The following is a 16853-nucleotide window of genomic DNA, read 5'->3' on the forward strand; positions in this document are numbered from 1 at the left end:
AGTCCGCCAATTCAACCCGGCGGACGACGATCAAGCGGCGAGGGACGAGCCGCGCTGAGGAGTCCGCCAATTCAACCCGGCGGACGACGATCAAGCGGCGATATGACTCAGCGTGGGCGCAGGGTCACCATCGGGGGGCGGTCGGCCAGCGACACCGACGATGTCCGCGGCGTGTAGTCCTGACCGTCGGCGAAGAACTGCGTCAGCCCCACACCGGAGTCCGGCACCCCGCAGCGCGAGAGCAGCGTCGCGATCACCTGGCGGCTCATGCTGGCCAGCTCGGTCAGCGGCCGGTTGCGGTGGGTGCGAACACCGAGGTTGACCTGGGCGATCCCGTCGAGGCCGAGCCGGTCGTAGGCGTCGATCAGCAGACCGATCTCGACCCCGTAGCCCGGCGCGAACGGTACGGACGTCAACAGCTCACGGGTGCCCGCGTATTCACCGCCCAGCGGTTGCAGGATGCAGCTGAGCTCGGGCCGCAGGGAGGCCAGCAGCGGCCGGGCCACCAGCTCGGTCACCCGCCCGCCGCCGTTGGCGTCCTCGCTGCCGCTGACCTTCAGCGGCCTGCGGTAGAAGCCCTTGACCAGGTGCACACCGTCGGTGGTGAGCAGCGGACCCACCAGCTTGGGCACGAACATCGGGTCGGGGTCGATCAGGTCCGAGTCGACGAACACCACGACGTCACCGGTCGTGGCGGCCAGCGAGCGCCACAGCACCTCCCCCTTGCCGGGTTGCGGAGCCACCTCCGGCAGCGCCGCCTCACGGCTGATCACCCGGGCACCGGCGGCCAGGGCGCGGATCTCGGTGTCGTCGGTCGAGCCGGAATCCAGCACGATCAGCTCGTCGACCAGCCCACCGAGCAGCGGGGTGATGGTCTCGACGACGCTGCCGACCGTCTCTTCCTCGTTGAGGGCGGGCAGCACCACCGAGATGGTGCGGCCCCGTTTGGCGGCTTCGAGTTCGGAGACCGTCCACGTCGGCCGGCTCCAGCTGTGGTCGCTGAGCCAGCGTGCGATGACGACGTCAGTAGCGGGAAGTTCGGGTGTGAGTGTCATGCCAGTCCCCTCACCGTGCGCGTCGGCGGCCGTCCGCCCTGGATCGACGCGACCATCTCCAGTACACGCCGAGTCGGTCCGACCTCGTGCACCCGGAACATCGCGGCTCCGTCTGCGGCCGCCAGGGCGGTGGCTGCAAGGGTGCCCTCCAGGCGTTCGGTCAAACCCACACCCAGAGTCTCCCCGACGAAATCCTTGTTGCTCAGCGCCATCAGGACGGGCCATCCAGTGTTTACAAGCTCTTTCACATGGCGCAACAAACTAAGACCGTGATGAGTGTTCTTGCCGAAATCATGCGTCGGGTCGATCAGCACGGCGTCGCGCGCCACCCCCGCCGCGACCGCGCGTTCGGCCGCCGCGGTCACCTCCGCGATCACGTCGTCGACGACGCCGCGTTCGGTGATTCCGTAGTTGACCCGGAACGGCCTGGTGCGCGGTTGTGCGCCGCCGGTGTGCGAGCACACCAGGCCTGCACCGAACTCCGCGGCCACCTCCGGCAGCGCCGGATCGTGGCCGGCCCAGGTGTCGTTGATCAGGTCGGCTCCCGCCGCGCACGCCTGTTTGGCGACCGCCGAGCGCCAGGTGTCGACGCTGATCAGCTGATCGGGATAAATGCTGCGCAGCCATTCGATGAACGGAACGACGCGCGCAATCTCCTCGTCGGTGTCGACGGTGCTACCCGGGCCCGCCTTGACCCCGCCCACGTCGACGACGTCAGCGCCGTCCTCGATGACCCGGTGCGCGGCCGTCTTGGCCGCCTCGTCGGTGAACGCGGCGCCGCGGTCGTAGAACGAGTCCGGAGTCCGGTTCACGATCGCCATGATCAGCGCTCGATCGGCGGCGACGGGCCGGCCCAGGAAGCGGCCCGAGTGCGTGTTCACCCTTCCAGGCTACGGCGGCGCGATTTGTGCGTGATTTCGTTCGGCGGGCGAACGTTTCCACTCACGAATCGCTAGTTCTTGGGCTTCTTTCCGTCGGCGACCTCTTTGGGGTAGTCGTCGTAGAACTCGACGTAACCCTCGTCGCGACCGGAGAGCACGTAGATCGGATCGTCGATCTCCTCTACGTTGAAGCCCTCCTTTCGAAGGTCGACCTTCTGGCTCTTGAACGTCGACGTGTACGCCAACTCCTCGACCACCCGCACGAACAGCGGCACCGCGTAATTGGGCAACTTGTCGTATGCGGCTTTGGCCAGCGCCTTGCCGTCGAACTTCTCGCCCTCTTTGAGCTGGATCGCGGCCATGCCCGCGCGTCCGCCTGCGCCCTCGACCTCGACGCCAAAGACCGTGCACTCCTCGACCTGCGGAGCGGCGGAGATGGCCGTCTCCACCTCGGTGGTGGCGACGTTCTCGCCCTTCCACCGGAAGGTGTCGCCGAGCCGGTCGGTGAACGACGCGTGCCCGAACCCCTGCGAGCGCATGAGGTCGCCGGTGTTGAACCACACGTCACCGTCACGGAAAGCGTTGCGCACCAACTTCTTTTCGGTCTCTTCGCGATCGGTGTAGCCGTCGAAGGGCTGGAAGTTGCTGACCTTGGACAGCAACAGGCCCGGCTCACCGGTGGACACCTTCTTGACGCGGCCTTTGTCGTCGCGCAGCGGATCGCCGGTCTCCGGGTCGTACTCGACGAAGGCCACCGGCGACGGGCAGATACCGGTGGACTGCGGAATGTTGAACACGTTTACGAACGCGGTGTTGCCCTCGCTGGCGCCGTAGAACTCACACACCCGGTCGATGCCGAATCGTTCGGTGAAGTCGTTCCAGATCGCCGGGCGCAGCCCGTTGCCACAGATGACCCGCACCTTGTGCTTGCGGTCGGTGTCCTTGGGCGGCTGGCTGAGCAGATACGAGCAGATCTCGCCGATGTAGACGAACGCGGTCGCGTCGTAGCGGATCACCTCGTCCCAGAACTTCGACGCCGAAAACTGCTTGCCGATCGCCAGCGTCGCGCCCGAGTTCAGCACCGACGACAGCGCGACCGTCAACGCGTTGTTGTGATACAGCGGCAGACAGCAGTAGAGGGTGTCCTTGCTGGTCAGCCGCATTCCGAGACCGCCGAACCCGGCCAGCGCCCGCAGCCAGCGGTAATGCGTCATCACGCTGGCCTTCGGCATGCCGGTGGTGCCCGACGTGAAGATGTAGAACGCGTTGTCCTTGGCGAGCACCGCCGCGGTGGTCGGGGGGTTGCTGGCGGGCGCAGACGAGGCCAGGCGCTTGAGGTCGTCGATGGTGAGCAGCCCGTCGGTGTCGGCGCCGGACTCGGTGATCGGCTCGACGAAGTCGGTATCGGCGACAATGGCCTTGGCCTCCAGCAGCCCGAGGCTGTGCTTGAGCACATCGCCTCGCTGGTTGTAGTTGAGCATGCCGGCGATCGCGCCGCACTTGACCGACGCCAGCATCAGCAGCACGGGCTCCGCGGAGTTGCGCAGCATGATGGCGACGACATCGCCGTGGCCCACGCCGCGGGCAGCCAGGATCGCGGCGTAGCGGTTGACGGTCTCGTTGGCCTCGCGATAGGTGATCTGCTCGTCGCCGAACCGGAGGAACACCTTGTCGCCGTAGCGTGCGGCGCGGTCCTGGAAAACCTTGCCGATCGAGGTCTTGGCCGAGGGCCGAGCACCGAAACCGGTGACGACGCCGCGCAGGATCGTCGGCAGGTCCGCGATCAGGCCCGGCGCGCGGGCGGCGATGTCCAATAAACCGACGCTGCGGCGAATCCCCGACTTCTCGGTCATGCGCGTTCGTCCCTCCCTGTTCGTTTGTCGCACACCCTAGTGACCGTGTTCATGGCTGTGGCGCACACGCCGTCATGGCCGACTCGACGTCGACGGTGACGACCAATCGGTCCAGTGCCCCCTGCGCGACGTACCCGCTGTCGCGCAGATCGTGCAGCCAAGCCAACAGCCCGTCGTAGTGCCCGATGGGGTCGAGCAGCACGACCGGTTTGTCATGCATACCCAAATAACCCGCTGTCCAGGCTTCGAAGAACTCCTCGAGCGTGCCGATGCCTCCGGGCAGCGCGACGAACGCGTCCGCCCGCCCCTCCATGACCTCCTTGCGTTGACGCATCGTGTCGGTGACCACGAGTTCGTCGGCGTCGACATCGGCGACCTCGCGATGCACCAGCGCCTTCGGGATGACACCGACGGTGTGGCCCCCGCGGGACCTGGCCGCCGTCGCCAACGCACCCATCGCAGAAACGTTTCCGCCGCCGGAGACCAGGCTCCAACCCCGCTCGGCGATCGCCACCCCGACCTCCTCGGCCAGCCCGATGAGGTCGGGGTGCATCGGACCCGACGCGCAGTAGACACACACCGCCCACTGACGGCGGGACTCGCGAGCGTGGGGTTCTGCGGACACGAGCACAACCTAGCCGCACGACGATCAAGCGGCCCCCGGCCGCGTTGAGGAGTGCGGCGATCGATTTAGCCATAGACTCCGGCCGTGCCGATTGAGTGGGTCACCTCGCCGCCCGGACCGGCACTCGATTCGATTGAAGCCGGTCTGCAGAAGCGTTCCGGCGCCGTCCTGATCGGTCCCGCCGGCGTGGGTAAGACGACGCTGGCGCGAGCGGCCGCAGAACGGCTCGCAGGGGCCTACCACCGCGTCGACTGGGTCACCGCCACCGCGCCGATGGCCGCGGTCCCTTTCGCGGCGGTCAGCCGCCTCATCGACGTCGCCGACACCGGCAAGACCACAGACGTTCTGCGCAGCGCCCGCGACACTCTGGGCGACGGGCGCCTGCTGGTGGTGGACGACGCTCATCTGCTGGATCCGTTGTCGGCGGCGCTGATCTACCAGCTCGCGGTCAGCGGCACCGCCGCGCTGATCGTGACGGTAGCGCCGTCCGGAGTGAGGGCCGACGGTGTCTCGGCGTTGTGGGACGACGGCCTCGTCGAGCGCATTGACCTCGAGCCGCCGGGTCACGACGACCGTCGGGTGGCCGCGTCGGTCGACGAATTCGTCGCCGCCCTTACGGGCGCCGCCTATCGCGTCCTGGAGTACCTGGCCGTCGACGACCCGCTGGCGCTCGACGAGCTCGAAGCCTTGGTGGGACCGGAGTCGGTCGAGGCCGCAGCGGCATCGGGTGCCGTCGTCGTCGACGACGGTTGGGTGCACCCGGCGCATCCGCTGTTCGCCGACTCGGTGCGCGAAGCGTTGGGCGGCCCGGAGCTGCGCAGACTGCGGGGTGAAGTCGTCGACCGGCTGGCCGGGCGGCCCGGTCACGGCGCCGTCGACAGGTTGCGCCGCGCGGTGCTGGCGCTCGACAGCGACAGTCCGCAGGGGCCATCGGAGCAGTCCTCGGCGGCCGCGGAGGCGTTGCGCCTCGGCGATCTGGTGCTCAGCGAACGGCTCGGCCGCGCCGCGCTCCAGGGCGCACCCGATGACCTCCCCACCCGGCTGACGCTCGCGTACGCGCTGGCGTGGCAGGGCCGAGGCCGCGACGCGGACGCGGTGCTCGACGGCGTGAACGGTGCCGCGCTGTCGGAGACCGAGCTGATGGCGTGGGCGCTGCCGCGGGCCGCCAACCAGTTCTGGATGCTGTCCGAGCCCGAGCGCGCCACGGCGTTCCTGCGTGCGACACGCAACCGGGTGTCGTCGCCGGCCGCACGCATCACCCTCGACGCGTTGTCGGCCACGTTTGCGATGAACGCCGGGAGCGTGTCGCGGGCGATGGAGGTGGCCACCGGCGTGTTGGCGTCGCCGGACGCCGACGACACCGCGATCGGCTGGGCGGCGGCGGCCGCGGCGTTGAGCTCGGCGCGGACGGGCCGGTTCGCCGATGTCGACGCGTTGGCCGAGCGGGCGATGGCCGCCGGACATCCGGGGCTTCTGCGGTTTACCAGCGGATTCGGGCAGACGACGGCGTTGCTGATGGCAGGTGAACTGGACCGGGCTCAGCAGCTTGCCCAGCGGCTCACCGATTTCGCGCAGTTGCAACAACCGGGGCGCGCGATCGGTGAGGTGCTGGTGTCCGACGTGCTGATCGCCAAGGGTGAGCTCGAGGAGGCGGTACGGCTTCTGCGTCGTGCGGCCGCGGCGCTGGCCCCCACCGGCTACTCGTGGGGTCCGTTGGCGTGGATGCTGCTGGCCCAGGCGCTCGGCCAGCTCGGTGCAGGTGTCGAGGCGGGGAAGGCATTGGCGCGCGCCGAGTCTCGGCACGGATTGAAGTCGATGCTGTTCGCTCCGGAGTTGGCACTCGCACGGGCGTGGACGATGTGGGCGCGCCGCGACGAGCACGGCGCCGTCGCCGCGGCCCGTGAGGCGGTGCGCAGTGCCGAGCGTGGAGGACAGACGGCCGTCGCGCTGCGCTCGCTGGTGGACGCGGTACGGCTCGGCGACATGCGGGCCGCGGACGCGATCGAACGGGTAAGCACCGAATGTGACTGCGCGACTGGACGGTTGGCGCTGGCTCACAGCCGAGCACTCACCGCGCGGGATGCCGCCGCGCTGGCCGAGGCATCCCAGAGCTACGCGGCGTGCGGGTGGCACGGCGCCGCCGCGGACGCCGCAGCACAAGGCGAAGCCCACCGCTGAAATTCGTGTCAGGACCGGTTCTGTCGCGGCCCTACGCTTGACTGTCATGAGCCAGTTGTTCGCGCAGACAAACGGTTTGCGGTCCTCCGCCTCGATTCACGACCGCGTCGCGACGGACCTGTCGCACGTGCTCGCCGGCGTACCGGAGGCAACCGGAGTGCAGACCAGCCACGGCCAGATCGCGGCCGGAGTGGGCGCCGCGTTGTCGAGCGCGCTCGACGCTCGACTGGGCACCGTGCACGCCACCGCCGACGCGGGTGCGACGATCTCTGACCTGCTGCAAAAGGCCGCCCAGATGTACGAGCAGGGCGACCACGAAGGAGCCGAGAAGTTGCGCGCGGCCGCCGACGCGCTTGACGGTCAACGGCATACGGAAGTGAGCGAAAGCACATCGACAACAGGGAGCGTTCCAGGCTCCCCCGCGAACGGTGCCGCGGGCCCGCCCGGCGGCGATCAGGCGGTCGGCCAGATGCTCGGTCAGGTCGGACAACAGGTCGGACAGCTGGTCGGGTCGATGGCGGCGCCGCTGCTGGGTCTTGCCCAAGGGCTGCAACAGGTTCCGCAGATGATCGCGCAAGGTGTACAGCAGGCCGCACGAGGCGAGGAGACACCCGAGCGCGACGACAGTCGCGTCAACGATGACGGCACCGGCGAACGCTCCGACGAGGACCCAGCCGAGGAACCATCCGAGTCGACGCGCCATGCCGAACCGGAATACCAAGCCGCACCGAGTGATTCGGCAGTAGTGGGTCGTCCACCGGAGGCGCCGGTCGCCGCGGAGGGCCCGCGACCCGCACAGACGCGTCCCCAGGTGGGTTAACCGCTACAGGTTGCGGGCGACGTCGTCCTCCCCAGACTTCGGAGGGGTGACGGGGGCAGCGCCCGCGCCCGATTCACTGCCCTGTGGTCCGGCGGCGCCATCCCACGGGCGGTCATCGGCGCGGTGCAACGGCCGCTGGTCCTCGCGGTCGTCGGATCCGCCGGTCTGCAGCCCGGCGTCGTCGCGAGGCTGCTGCGCCGGTGCGCCGGCACCCGGGCTCTGCGCCCCCGCCGCGGCTGTCGGTGCGGCACCGCTCGGTGGCGCACCCCCACCGGTGGCCGACGAGCCGCCCGGCGACTGGGCGCCCTGCATGGCCTGCTGCATGAGGGAGCCGAACATTCCGGTCTGCCCACCGAGGGCCTGAGCAGGCGCCCCCGCCATCTGCCCCATCTGACCGGCCTGCTGCCCCACCTGGCCGAGCATCCCGACGATCTGGCCAACCGACTGAGAGCCCGCGTCGTCAGAGTTCTCGTAGGCGGCCTGCGCGGCGCCCACCTTGCCCGAGAACGTGTTCTCCTTGGCCGACAGCGCGGCGACGTTGGTAGTCAGCTGGGCGGCCAGCGTCGGCAGTACCGCCGAAATGGTGGCGCTCATCGCGTCTTGTCCCGCCGGGATCATCGGTATCTCGGGCAGTTCGACCGCCGCCGCGTTCCAGCTGATGCCGTCGGGCTTTCTCAGTGGGCTACCCATGTGCGCTCCTCGTCACCAGTCGTCATCGTCGTCGTCGTCGAGATCGTGCTCCAGCGGCGCGGGCACGGCCAATCCTGGTGCGGTGCCCCCGCTGACGCCGCGCTGACCCATCATCGGGGCCATCCCGCCCATACCGCCGCCCGCGGCCATCGGGGCCGCCCCGCCGACCGCGGCGGCCCCCGCGGTCGCGCCGTCGGGCGCGGGTGCGGTGCTGACCGCCTTGCTGCCGACGAGGTTGGCCATCTGCGGGGTTTGCAGTGGCGCACCGCCGGAGCCCGGCAGCGACGCCGCCCGGACCATGCCGGAGCCGCCACCGGCGCCCGAGCCGCCGGCGAGCGGATGGTTGGAGAACGACGAGAAGGGCAGCCCCGCGGCGCCGAGGGAGTCGGCCTTCCCGCCCTGGCCAAACATCGACGTCAGCTGTTGCAGCGGCTGCGAGAGCTGCTGGCCCAGCTGCTGTGGCACCTGCATCAGCGTCTGGCCGATCTGCATCGGCAGCTGCGCGGCCATGGCTCCCATCTGGCCGACCATCTGCATCGCCTGCTGTGAACCGTCACCGGCCTGCTTCGCGGCTTCCTCCCCGCTGTCCTGCGCCTCCTTGGCTCCGGGCACGGGTGGGACGCCGAAAAGCGGGATGCTCGGCGGTACGCCGAGGGTGTTGGCGAGTTCGGTGGTGCTGGCGGTGATGTTGGCGATGTTCTGCGACAGCCCCATCTTGATCCGGCTCTGCACCAGCTCCTGGGCGTTGCTGAACGGCATCGCCGAGAGGGCTTCACACTCATGCTGGACCTCTTGGGCGATCGTGTTCGCCAGCATCTTCGTCTTCACGACCGTGGCCTCCATCGCCCGCAATTTCGCCGCGATCGCGGCCGCCTGCGCCGCGTTGGCCTCGTGCCCGCCGATGATGCTGGTGGCCTCCCCCGCGGCGGCGAGCGCGCCCGCGCCCTCCCATGAATCGGACAGCTGCATCAGCTGACCCTGCTGTTCGGGCACGACGTTGCCACTGATCTTGGACGCCAACGCCTCGTACGACGCCGCCGCTGCGGCCAACGTCTCCTCGTCGACGTTCGGCCAGCCCGGGCCGGTCACGGTCTGACCGCCGTACGGGCTGGAATCGGGCGCGATGCCCATGGCGCGACCCCCTTGACGACACGCTAAGGGTCTCAAACTTACCGTGCCCCGGATAGCTGGCCGTGCGCCGATTTCATGCGGCGCGACGCCCGATCAGGGCATCCACTGCTCCTCGAGACGGCCGCCGGATAGCCGGAGCCACCGCTGCACGCCGATGTCGGCGAGGAAGAGCTCGTCATGGCTGACGACGACGAATGCGCCCCGGTACGCGTTCAGCGCGGCCTGAAGCTGCCCGACACTGACGAGGTCGAGGTTGTTGGTGGGCTCGTCGAGCAGGAGCAACTCGGGCGCCGGTTCGGCCAACAACACGCACAGAAGTGTCGCGCGCAACCGCTCACCGCCGGACAGCGCGCCCACCGGCAGACGGATCCGGTCGCCTCGGAAGACGAACTGCGCCAGAAGGTGCATGCGACGGGTGTGAGAAAGGCTCGGTGCATACGCGGCGAGGCTCTCGGCGACGGTGAGGCGCGGATCGAGCAGGTCGAGCCGCTGCGACAGATACGCCACGCGGGCACCGCTGCGCTGTACCGAACCGGAGTCCGGTGCCAGGTCCCCGCCGACGATGCGCAGCAACGTCGACTTGCCCACCCCGTTGCGCCCGGTCAGCGCGATACGCTCGGGCCCGCGCACCGACAGGTCGACGTCGTCGAGAAGCAGCAGCTCACCGGCCGAGAAGCGCAACCCCTTCGCGGTGAGCACATCCCGGCCGGCGGGTACGTCGGTGCCGGGCAGGTCCAGTACGAGCGCGTCGTCGTCCCTGACCGCCCGCTCGGCGTCGTCCAAGCGAGCCCTGGCATCGTCGACCCGCGCGGCGTGCACGCCGTCAATGCGGCCCGCGGACTCCTGGGCTCGCCGCTTCCGCGCTCCCGCAACGATTTTCGGTAACCCGGCGTCGTTGAGGTTGCGTGTCGCCGTGCCCGCCCGCCGCGCCGCACGCTCACGCGCCTGCTGAATCTCGCGCTTCTCGCGCTTGAGCAGCCGGTGAGCGCTGCGGACTTTGTTCTCAGCGACGCGCTGCTCGTGGCTCACCGCCTCCGTGTACAGCGTGAAATTGCCACCGTAGGAGCAGATTTCACCCTGGTGCAGTTCAGCGATCCGATCCATGCGGTCGAGCAGCAGCCGATCGTGGCTGACAACCAGCAGGCAGCCCGTGAAGTCGTCGAGCGCGTCGTAGAGTCGGTGGCGGGCGTCGACGTCGAGGTTGTTCGTCGGTTCGTCGAGCAGCAACACGTCGGGCCGATTCAGCAGCTGACCGGCGATGCCGATGCTGATGATCTCGCCGCCCGACAGCGTGTCGAGTCGACGGTCGAGCGCGATGTGGCTCAGTTCAAGCCGATCCAGCTGTGCCTGCGTGCGCTCCTCGACGTCCCAGTCGTCGCCGATCGTGGTGAAGACGTCGGCACCGGGGTTCCCGTCGGCCAGCGCGTCGAGCGCTGCGATGACGGGCGCGACGCCGAGCAGTTCTGCGACGGTGTGATGTGCGATGTAGGGCAGCGTCTGCGGCAGGTACCCGAGCGTGCCGTCGACGGTGACCGAACCCGACGTCGGCGACAGCTCACCGGCGATCAGCTTGAGCAGCGCGCTCTTTCCGGCGCCGTTCGGGGCGACCAGACCGGTCCGGCCGTCCCCGACGGAAAAGGACAGCTCGTCGAACAGCGGTGTGTCGTCGGGCCATACAAATGACAACTCAGAACAGACGATGGAAGACATGTGAGTGATCGCTTCGTGTCTCGCACGGAAATGGGGGACGGTCGGATCCGGGCGGCACCCGGAGACGTCGTCAACTCACATGCATTCAGCGTAGGTGCGCCGTCAAGCCGTTAAGTACCGGCGCAACACGTCGGTCGCGGCGGTGATCTTCGCGACCTCGACGCGCTCGTCGACGCGGTGGGCGAGGTTCGGATCACCGGGGCCGTAATTGACCGCGGGAACCCCGAGCGCGGCGAATCGCGACACGTCGGTCCATCCGTACTTGGCCCGGACCTGTCCGCCTGCGGCCTGTACCAGCGCGGCCGCGGCCGGCTTTGTCAACCCGGGCAGCGCACCGGCCGCCGAGTCGGTGAGTTCGATCTCGACGTCGAGGCCGTCGAACACGTCGCGCACGTGGTGCAGCGCCTCGTCGGTGCTGCGGTCGGGAGCGAACCGGAAGTTCACCGACACCGAGGCCGCATCGGGGATGACGTTGCCGGCGATACCGCCGTCGATGCGCACCGCGGACAGGCCTTCGCGGTAGGTGCAGCCGTCGATCTCCACGTTGCGGGCCCGGTACGACGACAGCCGGTCGAGCACGGGGCCGAGTTTGTGAATCGCGTTGTCGCCCAACCACGACCGGGCAGAGTGGGCGCGGGTACCGCTCGCGCTGATGACGACGCGCAGCGTGCCCTGGCAGCCGGCCTCGATATACCCGTCGGAGGGTTCACCGAGGATCGCGACGTCGGCCCGCAGCCAGTCGGGCAGCTCGGATTGGATGCGGTTCAGTCCGTTGGCCGACGCCTCGATCTCCTCGCAGTCGTACATGACCAGCGTGATGTCGTGCGTTGGCTCGGCAACGGTGGCGGCCAGGTGCAGGAATACTGCGTCGCCCGATTTCATGTCCGACGTGCCGCAGCCGTGCAGTTCCCCGTCGACGAGCCGGCTGGGCAGGTTGTCGGCGACGGGCACGGTGTCGAGGTGGCCGGCGAGCAGCACCCGCGACGGTAGCCCCAGGTTCGTGCGGGCCAGCACGGCGTCGGCGTTGCGGATCACCTCCATCGAGGTCTGTTCGCGGAGCGCGGTCTCGACTTCGTCGGCGATGCGCCGCTCGTGGCGCGACTCGCTGGGAATGTCCACCAGCGCGGCGGTCAGCGCGATCGGATCACCGTGCAAGTCCAGGCTCACACGGCTGACGTTAGTCTTACCCGCGTGACTTCTGCTGCAGGTATCGGGCTGGCGACGATCGCCGCCGACGGATCGGTCCTCGACACATGGTTCCCGGCACCCGAACTCGGAGCCGACGGCCCGTCGGGCACGGTGCGGCTGTCGGTGGCCGAGGTGCCCGAAGAGTTGGGCGCGCTGACCGGTCGCGATGAGGATCGCGACGTCGACATCGTGGCAGTGCGGACGGTCATCTCGTCGCTGGAGGACAAGGCCGCCGACGCCTATGACGGCTATCTACGGTTGCACCTGCTCTCGCACCGGCTCGTCGCGCCGCACGGCCTGAACGCCGACGGATTGTTCGGTGTGCTGACCAACGTCGTGTGGACAAATCACGGCCCGTGCGCGGTCGCCGGTTTCGAGACGGTGCGGGCGCGCCTGCGTGCGCGCGGGCCGGTGGCGGTCTACGGCGTCGACAAGTTCCCCCGAATGGTCGACTACGTGCTGCCGACCGGCGTGCGTATCGCCGACGCGGATCGAGTCCGACTCGGTGCGCACCTGGCCGAGGGCACGACCGTCATGCATGAGGGTTTCGTCAACTTCAACGCGGGCACGCTGGGCAGTTCGATGGTCGAGGGCCGCATCTCGGCCGGTGTCGTCATCGACGACGGGACGGATCTCGGCGGCGGCGCGTCGATCATGGGGACGCTGTCGGGCGGCGGCAAGGAAGTGATCTCGGTGGGCAAGCGGTGTCTGTTGGGCGCCAATGCCGGTATCGGGATCTCGCTGGGCGACGACTGCGTGGTCGAGGCCGGTCTGTACGTCACGGCGGGCACGAAGGTGCAGACCGCCGACGGTCAGACCGTCAAGGCGCGCGAACTGTCCGGCGCCGACAACCTGCTGTTCCGGCGTAATTCGCTCTCAGGCGCCGTCGAGGTGGTCAACCGCGACGGCACCGGTATCACGCTGAACGAAGCGCTCCACCAGAACTGAGGTTGAGCACCGCCCTCTTTTCATGTTGTGCGAGCGTCCGTGTTCGTACCGCAACACGCCGGCGTGGACGGTCATTTCGCGGTCGCTCGCGGCGTGACGAGCGCCCCCTAAACGTCGCGGTGAGCGCTCAGTCCGCCGCGGCGTTCGGCTTGAGCGGCGGACAGCGGCCGTCGACGACGGCCAACTCGAAGTGCCAGATCTCGTTGGCGTAGATCTGACACAGACCTAAGCGGCGGCCGTTGGCGATCAGCCACTTGTCCGCCTCGACAGGCCCGATGTCGACGGCTTCGCCGGTCACGTGCTTCGACTTCTCCGGTGAGGCGACGAATTCTCGTGCCGCTTGGACACTTCCGTACCGGACGACGCCGTCGTCGAAGAGCCGCTCCTGAAACCCCTTCGATCGCCAGCCGGATGTGATGCGCATCTTTATGCCGTCGTCTTCGGCGCTACGCGCCGCTTTCTGCACCGCCTCGCGAAGCGCGGGGTCGAGCCACTTCACGATCGGGTGCTCGGCGTCGAACGGGCTGACCGTCCGGCCGTCGGGCAGCCACCCGCCGACGGTGTCCTGCGCGGCAGGTCCGATGCGCAACGGCTCCTGGCCGACAACGGGTGCCGGGGACGACGGCGGCGGAGGTGTGCCACATGCGGCGATTGCGCACACTGAAGCCGCCGCGAGCGTGCGCAAGATGCTGAGATTTCGCGGCGTGTCGTATACAGACCCGCACGCTCGCGCCAATAGGGACGGGGCGGTCAATCTTCGGCGGCCAGGATGCAGAATTCGTTGCCCTCCGGATCGGCCAGCACAACCCAGCTTTCATCGCCCTGCCCGATGTCAACCCGGCGCGCGCCGAGGTCGACCACCCGCTCGACTTCGGCCTGCTGATCGTCGGGCCGGAAGTCGAAGTGGATGCGATTCTTGACGACCTTGTCGTCGGGCACCGCGAGAAAGAGCCAGTCGGGGCCGGCGCCGGGCGGTGCGTGCAGCACGACGTCACCGTCGTCGTCGACGTCGTGGGGCCAGCCCAGCACCTGCGACCACCACCGGCCCAACGCCGAGGCGTCGTGGGCGTCGATGCAGATCTCGTCGAACTTCAGCGTCACCGTGCCAGCTCCTTCTTGAGCACTTTGCCCATCGCGTTGCGCGGCAGCGAGTCCACCAGCCGCACCTCACGAGGTCGCTTGTGTATCGAGAGCTGTTGGGCCACATACTCGATCAGGTCGTCGGGCGTGGCGTCACCGACGACGAACGCGACGATGCGCTGGCCGAGGTCCTCGTCGGGCACACCGACGACCGCCACTTCCTGCACACCGGGATGTCCGAGCAGTGCAGCCTCGATCTCGCCGGCGCCCACGCGGAAACCTCCGGTCTTGATCAGGTCGACGGATTCGCGTCCGACGATCCTGTGCATACCGTCGGCGTCGATCACCGCGACGTCGCCCGTGCGATACCAGCCGTCGGCGTCGAGCACCTCGGCGGTCGCATCGGGGCGGTTGAGGTAGCCGTCGAACAACGTCGCGCCCCGAACATGAAGCTGCCCAAGGGTTTCCCCGTCGTGTGGCGCCGCGCCACCGTACTCGTCGACCAGGCGGGTCTCGATACCGGTCAGCGGCAGGCCCACCCAGCCGGGTCTGCGCTCACCGTCGGCGCGGGTGCTGATCGTGATCAACGACTCCGTCGATCCGTAGCGTTCGACGGGCCGGTGCCCTGTCCTTTCGACCAACTTGTCGAACACCGGCACCGGCAGCGGGGCGCTGCCCGATACCAGCAGCCGCGCCGACGCCAGAGCCGCTGCCGCGTCCGCGTCGTCGGCCACCCGCGACCATACCGTCGGCACCCCGAAGTACAACGTCCCACCTGCCGCCGCATAGTTCTGCGGACTCGGTTTTCCGGTGTGCACGAACCGGTTTCCGATTCGCAGCGATCCGAGCAGCCCGAGGATCAATCCGTGCACGTGATACAGCGGCAAGCCGTGCACCAGGATGTCGTCGGGCGTCCACTGCCACGCTTCGGCGAGCGCGTCGATGTCGGCGGCGATCGCGCGGCGGCTGACGACGACACCCTTGGGCGGGCCGGTCGTGCCGGAGGTGTACACGATCAGCGCGGGCGTCTCGGCGGGCGGTTCGGCGTAACGGTGCCACGAGCGGGCGTGCAGCCGCACCGGCACGTGCTGCAGACCCTCGGTCTCCGCAGGCTTCTCCCCCAACCACGCCTGCGCGCCCGAGTCGCCCAGAATGTGTCTGCGCTCGGCGGCGCCGACGTCGGCGGGCACCGGGACGACGGGCACACCGGCGATCAGGCAGCCGGTCACCGCCAAAACGGTCTCCACGGTCGGGGTGGCCAGCACCGCGACCCGCTGCGCACCCGCGACGCGTTCGGCCACCGACGTCGCGGCCCCCACCAGATCACTGCGCGACAACTGCGCCCCGCCGATACGGACCGCGTCCCCGATGTCAGCGCCACCCGCGACCGCGGCGGGGTTGAGCGAAGCCAGCAGCATAAGCAGCGAGGTTACCCATATCGGCTCGGCGATACTGGGCGCGTGACTCACATTGAGCGGCTGGCATCGCGCGAGGTCTACCGGAACAACTGGATGGTGCTGCGCGAGGACGACATCCGCCGACCAGACGGCAGCGACGGCATCTACGCGGTCGTGGACAAGCCGACCTATGCGTTGGTGATCGCGCGCGATGGCGACCGGTTCCGGCTGGTCGAGCAGTTCCGCTATCCGCTGGGTCTGCGGCGCTGGGAGTTTCCGCAGGGCACCGCGCCGGACCAGAAGGACCTGGCGCCCGCCGACCTCGCGGCGCGCGAACTGCGTGAGGAGACGGGTCTGCGTGCGTCGGAGCTGGTGCGCCTGGGACTGCTCGACGTGGCGCCCGGAATGAGCAGCCAGCGCGGCTGGGTGTTCCTGGCCACCGGCATCACCGAGGGCGAGCACGACCGCGAGCACGAGGAACAGGACATGCACAGCGAATGGTTCACCCGTGCCGAGATCGAGCAGATGATGCGCGCCGGGGTGATCACCGACGCGCAGTCGATCGCGGCGTGGGCCCTGCTGGTGCTGTCGGGGCGCTGACGGATGCGATGAGTTTGGTCGCGGTGCCGAGTCTTCACAGTGACGCAGAAACGCGACCACAGGAGACTGACATGGCGACTTCAGACACCATGCCGATCGGCATGTATTCGTTCGACTGCCGCGACGCCGCCGCGCTGGCGCGCTTCTGGTCCAGGGTGCTCAACCGGCCGGTCGACGAGCACGCGACCGCGGAGTTCGCGACCGTCGGCCTCGACGACGGCGGGGTGACCTGGATGTTCCAGGGCCGCCCGGCCGCGGACCTGCCCGCGGGACAAAATCGGCTGATGATCGACTTCAACGGCGGACCCGCGTGGTCGGAGCACGCCGACCGGGTCGAATCGTTGGGCGCGGTGCGCGTCAGTGATCGCCAGGAGGACGGTCTGTATTGGGTCGTCTTCCGCGATCCCGAGGACAACACGTTCCGCATCTTCTCGCCTCGACCGTAACCGGCCCGTCGCCGACCGCTTCGAACCGCGAGCCGCCCTGCTTCGTATACCAAGTAAGAGCGATCGGAGGAGGTGACACGATGACCGCGATCTACGGGATGATGGCGATGATGCCGCTGGTGTTCGGCGGCGCCGGATACTTCCTCGTGTCCTCCGCCGGCTGCGGCGAGACCCCGCAACCACCGGCACATCGAGACCAATCCGTGACGGTGTCGTAGCCTTCGGCAAACCGTGTCGCGAAGGGTTGGCGG

17 protein-coding genes are annotated in these 16853 nt (G+C 68.7%); 6 read left to right on the top strand and 11 right to left on the bottom strand.

What is annotated here, in order from left to right:
* Positions 1-107 precede the first annotated feature (107 nt).
* From CEX87_RS22470 to CEX87_RS22485, 4 genes are all read right to left on the bottom strand, one after another.
* Positions 108-1055, bottom strand: a complete 948-nt coding sequence (locus CEX87_RS22470) for a glucosyl-3-phosphoglycerate synthase (protein ID WP_064396681.1) — start codon at positions 1053-1055, stop codon at positions 108-110.
* Positions 1052-1876 (bottom strand): dihydropteroate synthase, encoded by an 825-nt coding sequence (gene folP / locus CEX87_RS22475; RefSeq protein WP_064420239.1) that lies wholly within the window; start codon positions 1874-1876, stop codon positions 1052-1054. The genes CEX87_RS22470 and folP overlap by 4 nt, the downstream gene beginning before the upstream one ends.
* Before the next feature lie 131 nt (positions 1877-2007).
* On the bottom strand, positions 2008-3789 hold the full coding sequence (gene fadD6 / locus CEX87_RS22480; protein ID WP_064427757.1) for a long-chain-acyl-CoA synthetase FadD6: 1782 nt from the start codon (positions 3787-3789) through the stop codon (positions 2008-2010).
* Positions 3790-3838: 49 nt separating this feature from the next.
* Entirely contained in the window at positions 3839-4414 is a 576-nt protein-coding gene (locus CEX87_RS22485; RefSeq protein ID WP_082961791.1) for an LOG family protein, read from the bottom strand.
* Between the two features lie 84 nt (positions 4415-4498).
* Between CEX87_RS22485 and CEX87_RS22490 the strand changes: the two genes are divergently transcribed.
* Together CEX87_RS22490 and CEX87_RS22495 are read left to right on the top strand one after the other, a co-directional pair.
* Complete coding sequence (locus CEX87_RS22490) at positions 4499-6592, top strand: AAA family ATPase (RefSeq protein WP_094289146.1); 2094 nt, start codon at positions 4499-4501, stop codon at positions 6590-6592.
* 46 nt (positions 6593-6638) lie between these two features.
* A complete protein-coding gene (locus CEX87_RS22495; RefSeq protein ID WP_158220785.1) occupies positions 6639-7412 on the top strand; it encodes a type VII secretion target in 774 nt (257 codons plus the stop codon).
* 3 nt (positions 7413-7415) lie between these two features.
* Here the strand turns inward: CEX87_RS22495 and CEX87_RS22500 are convergent, their stop codons facing one another.
* From CEX87_RS22500 to dapE, 4 genes are all read right to left on the bottom strand, one after another.
* Positions 7416-8102 (bottom strand): hypothetical protein, encoded by a 687-nt coding sequence (locus tag CEX87_RS22500; RefSeq protein WP_094289150.1) that lies wholly within the window; start codon positions 8100-8102, stop codon positions 7416-7418.
* Between the two features lie 12 nt (positions 8103-8114).
* Positions 8115-9233: a hypothetical protein gene (locus tag CEX87_RS22505; RefSeq protein WP_064396692.1), complete on the bottom strand. Its 1119-nt coding sequence runs from the start codon at positions 9231-9233 to the stop codon at positions 8115-8117.
* A 93-nt stretch (positions 9234-9326) separates the two neighbouring features.
* Positions 9327-10943, bottom strand: coding sequence for an ABC-F family ATP-binding cassette domain-containing protein (locus CEX87_RS22510; RefSeq protein WP_094289152.1), 1617 nt, complete (start codon positions 10941-10943; stop codon positions 9327-9329).
* 102 nt (positions 10944-11045) lie between these two features.
* On the bottom strand, positions 11046-12110 hold the full coding sequence (gene dapE, locus CEX87_RS22515) for a succinyl-diaminopimelate desuccinylase (RefSeq protein ID WP_064396696.1): 1065 nt from the start codon (positions 12108-12110) through the stop codon (positions 11046-11048).
* Here dapE and dapD point away from each other — a divergent pair.
* A complete protein-coding gene (gene dapD / locus CEX87_RS22520) occupies positions 12093-13079 on the top strand; it encodes a 2,3,4,5-tetrahydropyridine-2,6-dicarboxylate N-succinyltransferase (protein WP_233151478.1) in 987 nt (328 codons plus the stop codon). The genes dapE and dapD overlap by 18 nt on opposite strands.
* A 127-nt stretch (positions 13080-13206) precedes the next feature.
* On the opposite strand, the gene CEX87_RS22525 is transcribed toward dapD, so the two are convergent.
* From CEX87_RS22525 to CEX87_RS22535, 3 genes are all read right to left on the bottom strand, one after another.
* Positions 13207-13767: a M15 family metallopeptidase gene (locus tag CEX87_RS22525; RefSeq protein ID WP_094289184.1), complete on the bottom strand. Its 561-nt coding sequence runs from the start codon at positions 13765-13767 to the stop codon at positions 13207-13209.
* Between the two features lie 62 nt (positions 13768-13829).
* Entirely contained in the window at positions 13830-14180 is a 351-nt protein-coding gene (locus CEX87_RS22530; protein ID WP_064396702.1) for a VOC family protein, read from the bottom strand.
* Positions 14177-15577 carry an acyl-CoA synthetase gene (locus CEX87_RS22535; protein ID WP_064427765.1) on the bottom strand — a complete coding sequence of 467 codons (1401 nt, stop codon included), beginning with the start codon at positions 15575-15577 and terminating at the stop codon, positions 14177-14179. Before CEX87_RS22535 ends, CEX87_RS22530 begins: the two co-directional genes overlap by 4 nt.
* Positions 15578-15619: 42 nt before the next feature.
* On the opposite strand from CEX87_RS22535, the gene CEX87_RS22540 reads away from it, so the two are divergent.
* The 3 genes from CEX87_RS22540 to CEX87_RS27265 all read left to right on the top strand — a co-directional run bounded on the left by CEX87_RS22540 (position 15620) and on the right by CEX87_RS27265 (position 16820).
* Positions 15620-16156, top strand: coding sequence for an NUDIX domain-containing protein (locus CEX87_RS22540; RefSeq protein ID WP_064420191.1), 537 nt, complete (start codon positions 15620-15622; stop codon positions 16154-16156).
* 71 nt (positions 16157-16227) lie between these two features.
* Positions 16228-16602 (top strand): VOC family protein, encoded by a 375-nt coding sequence (locus CEX87_RS22545; protein WP_064426754.1) that lies wholly within the window; start codon positions 16228-16230, stop codon positions 16600-16602.
* 80 nt (positions 16603-16682) lie between these two features.
* The gene (locus tag CEX87_RS27265; protein ID WP_158220786.1) at positions 16683-16820 is read left to right on the top strand and encodes a hypothetical protein; all 138 of its coding nucleotides are present in this window, start codon (positions 16683-16685) and stop codon (positions 16818-16820) included.
* Positions 16821-16853: the final 33 nt, after the last annotated feature.

The sequence above is a fragment of the Mycobacterium lehmannii genome (assembly GCF_002245535.1).
Classification (GTDB): Bacteria; Actinomycetota; Actinomycetes; order Mycobacteriales; family Mycobacteriaceae; genus Mycobacterium; species Mycobacterium lehmannii.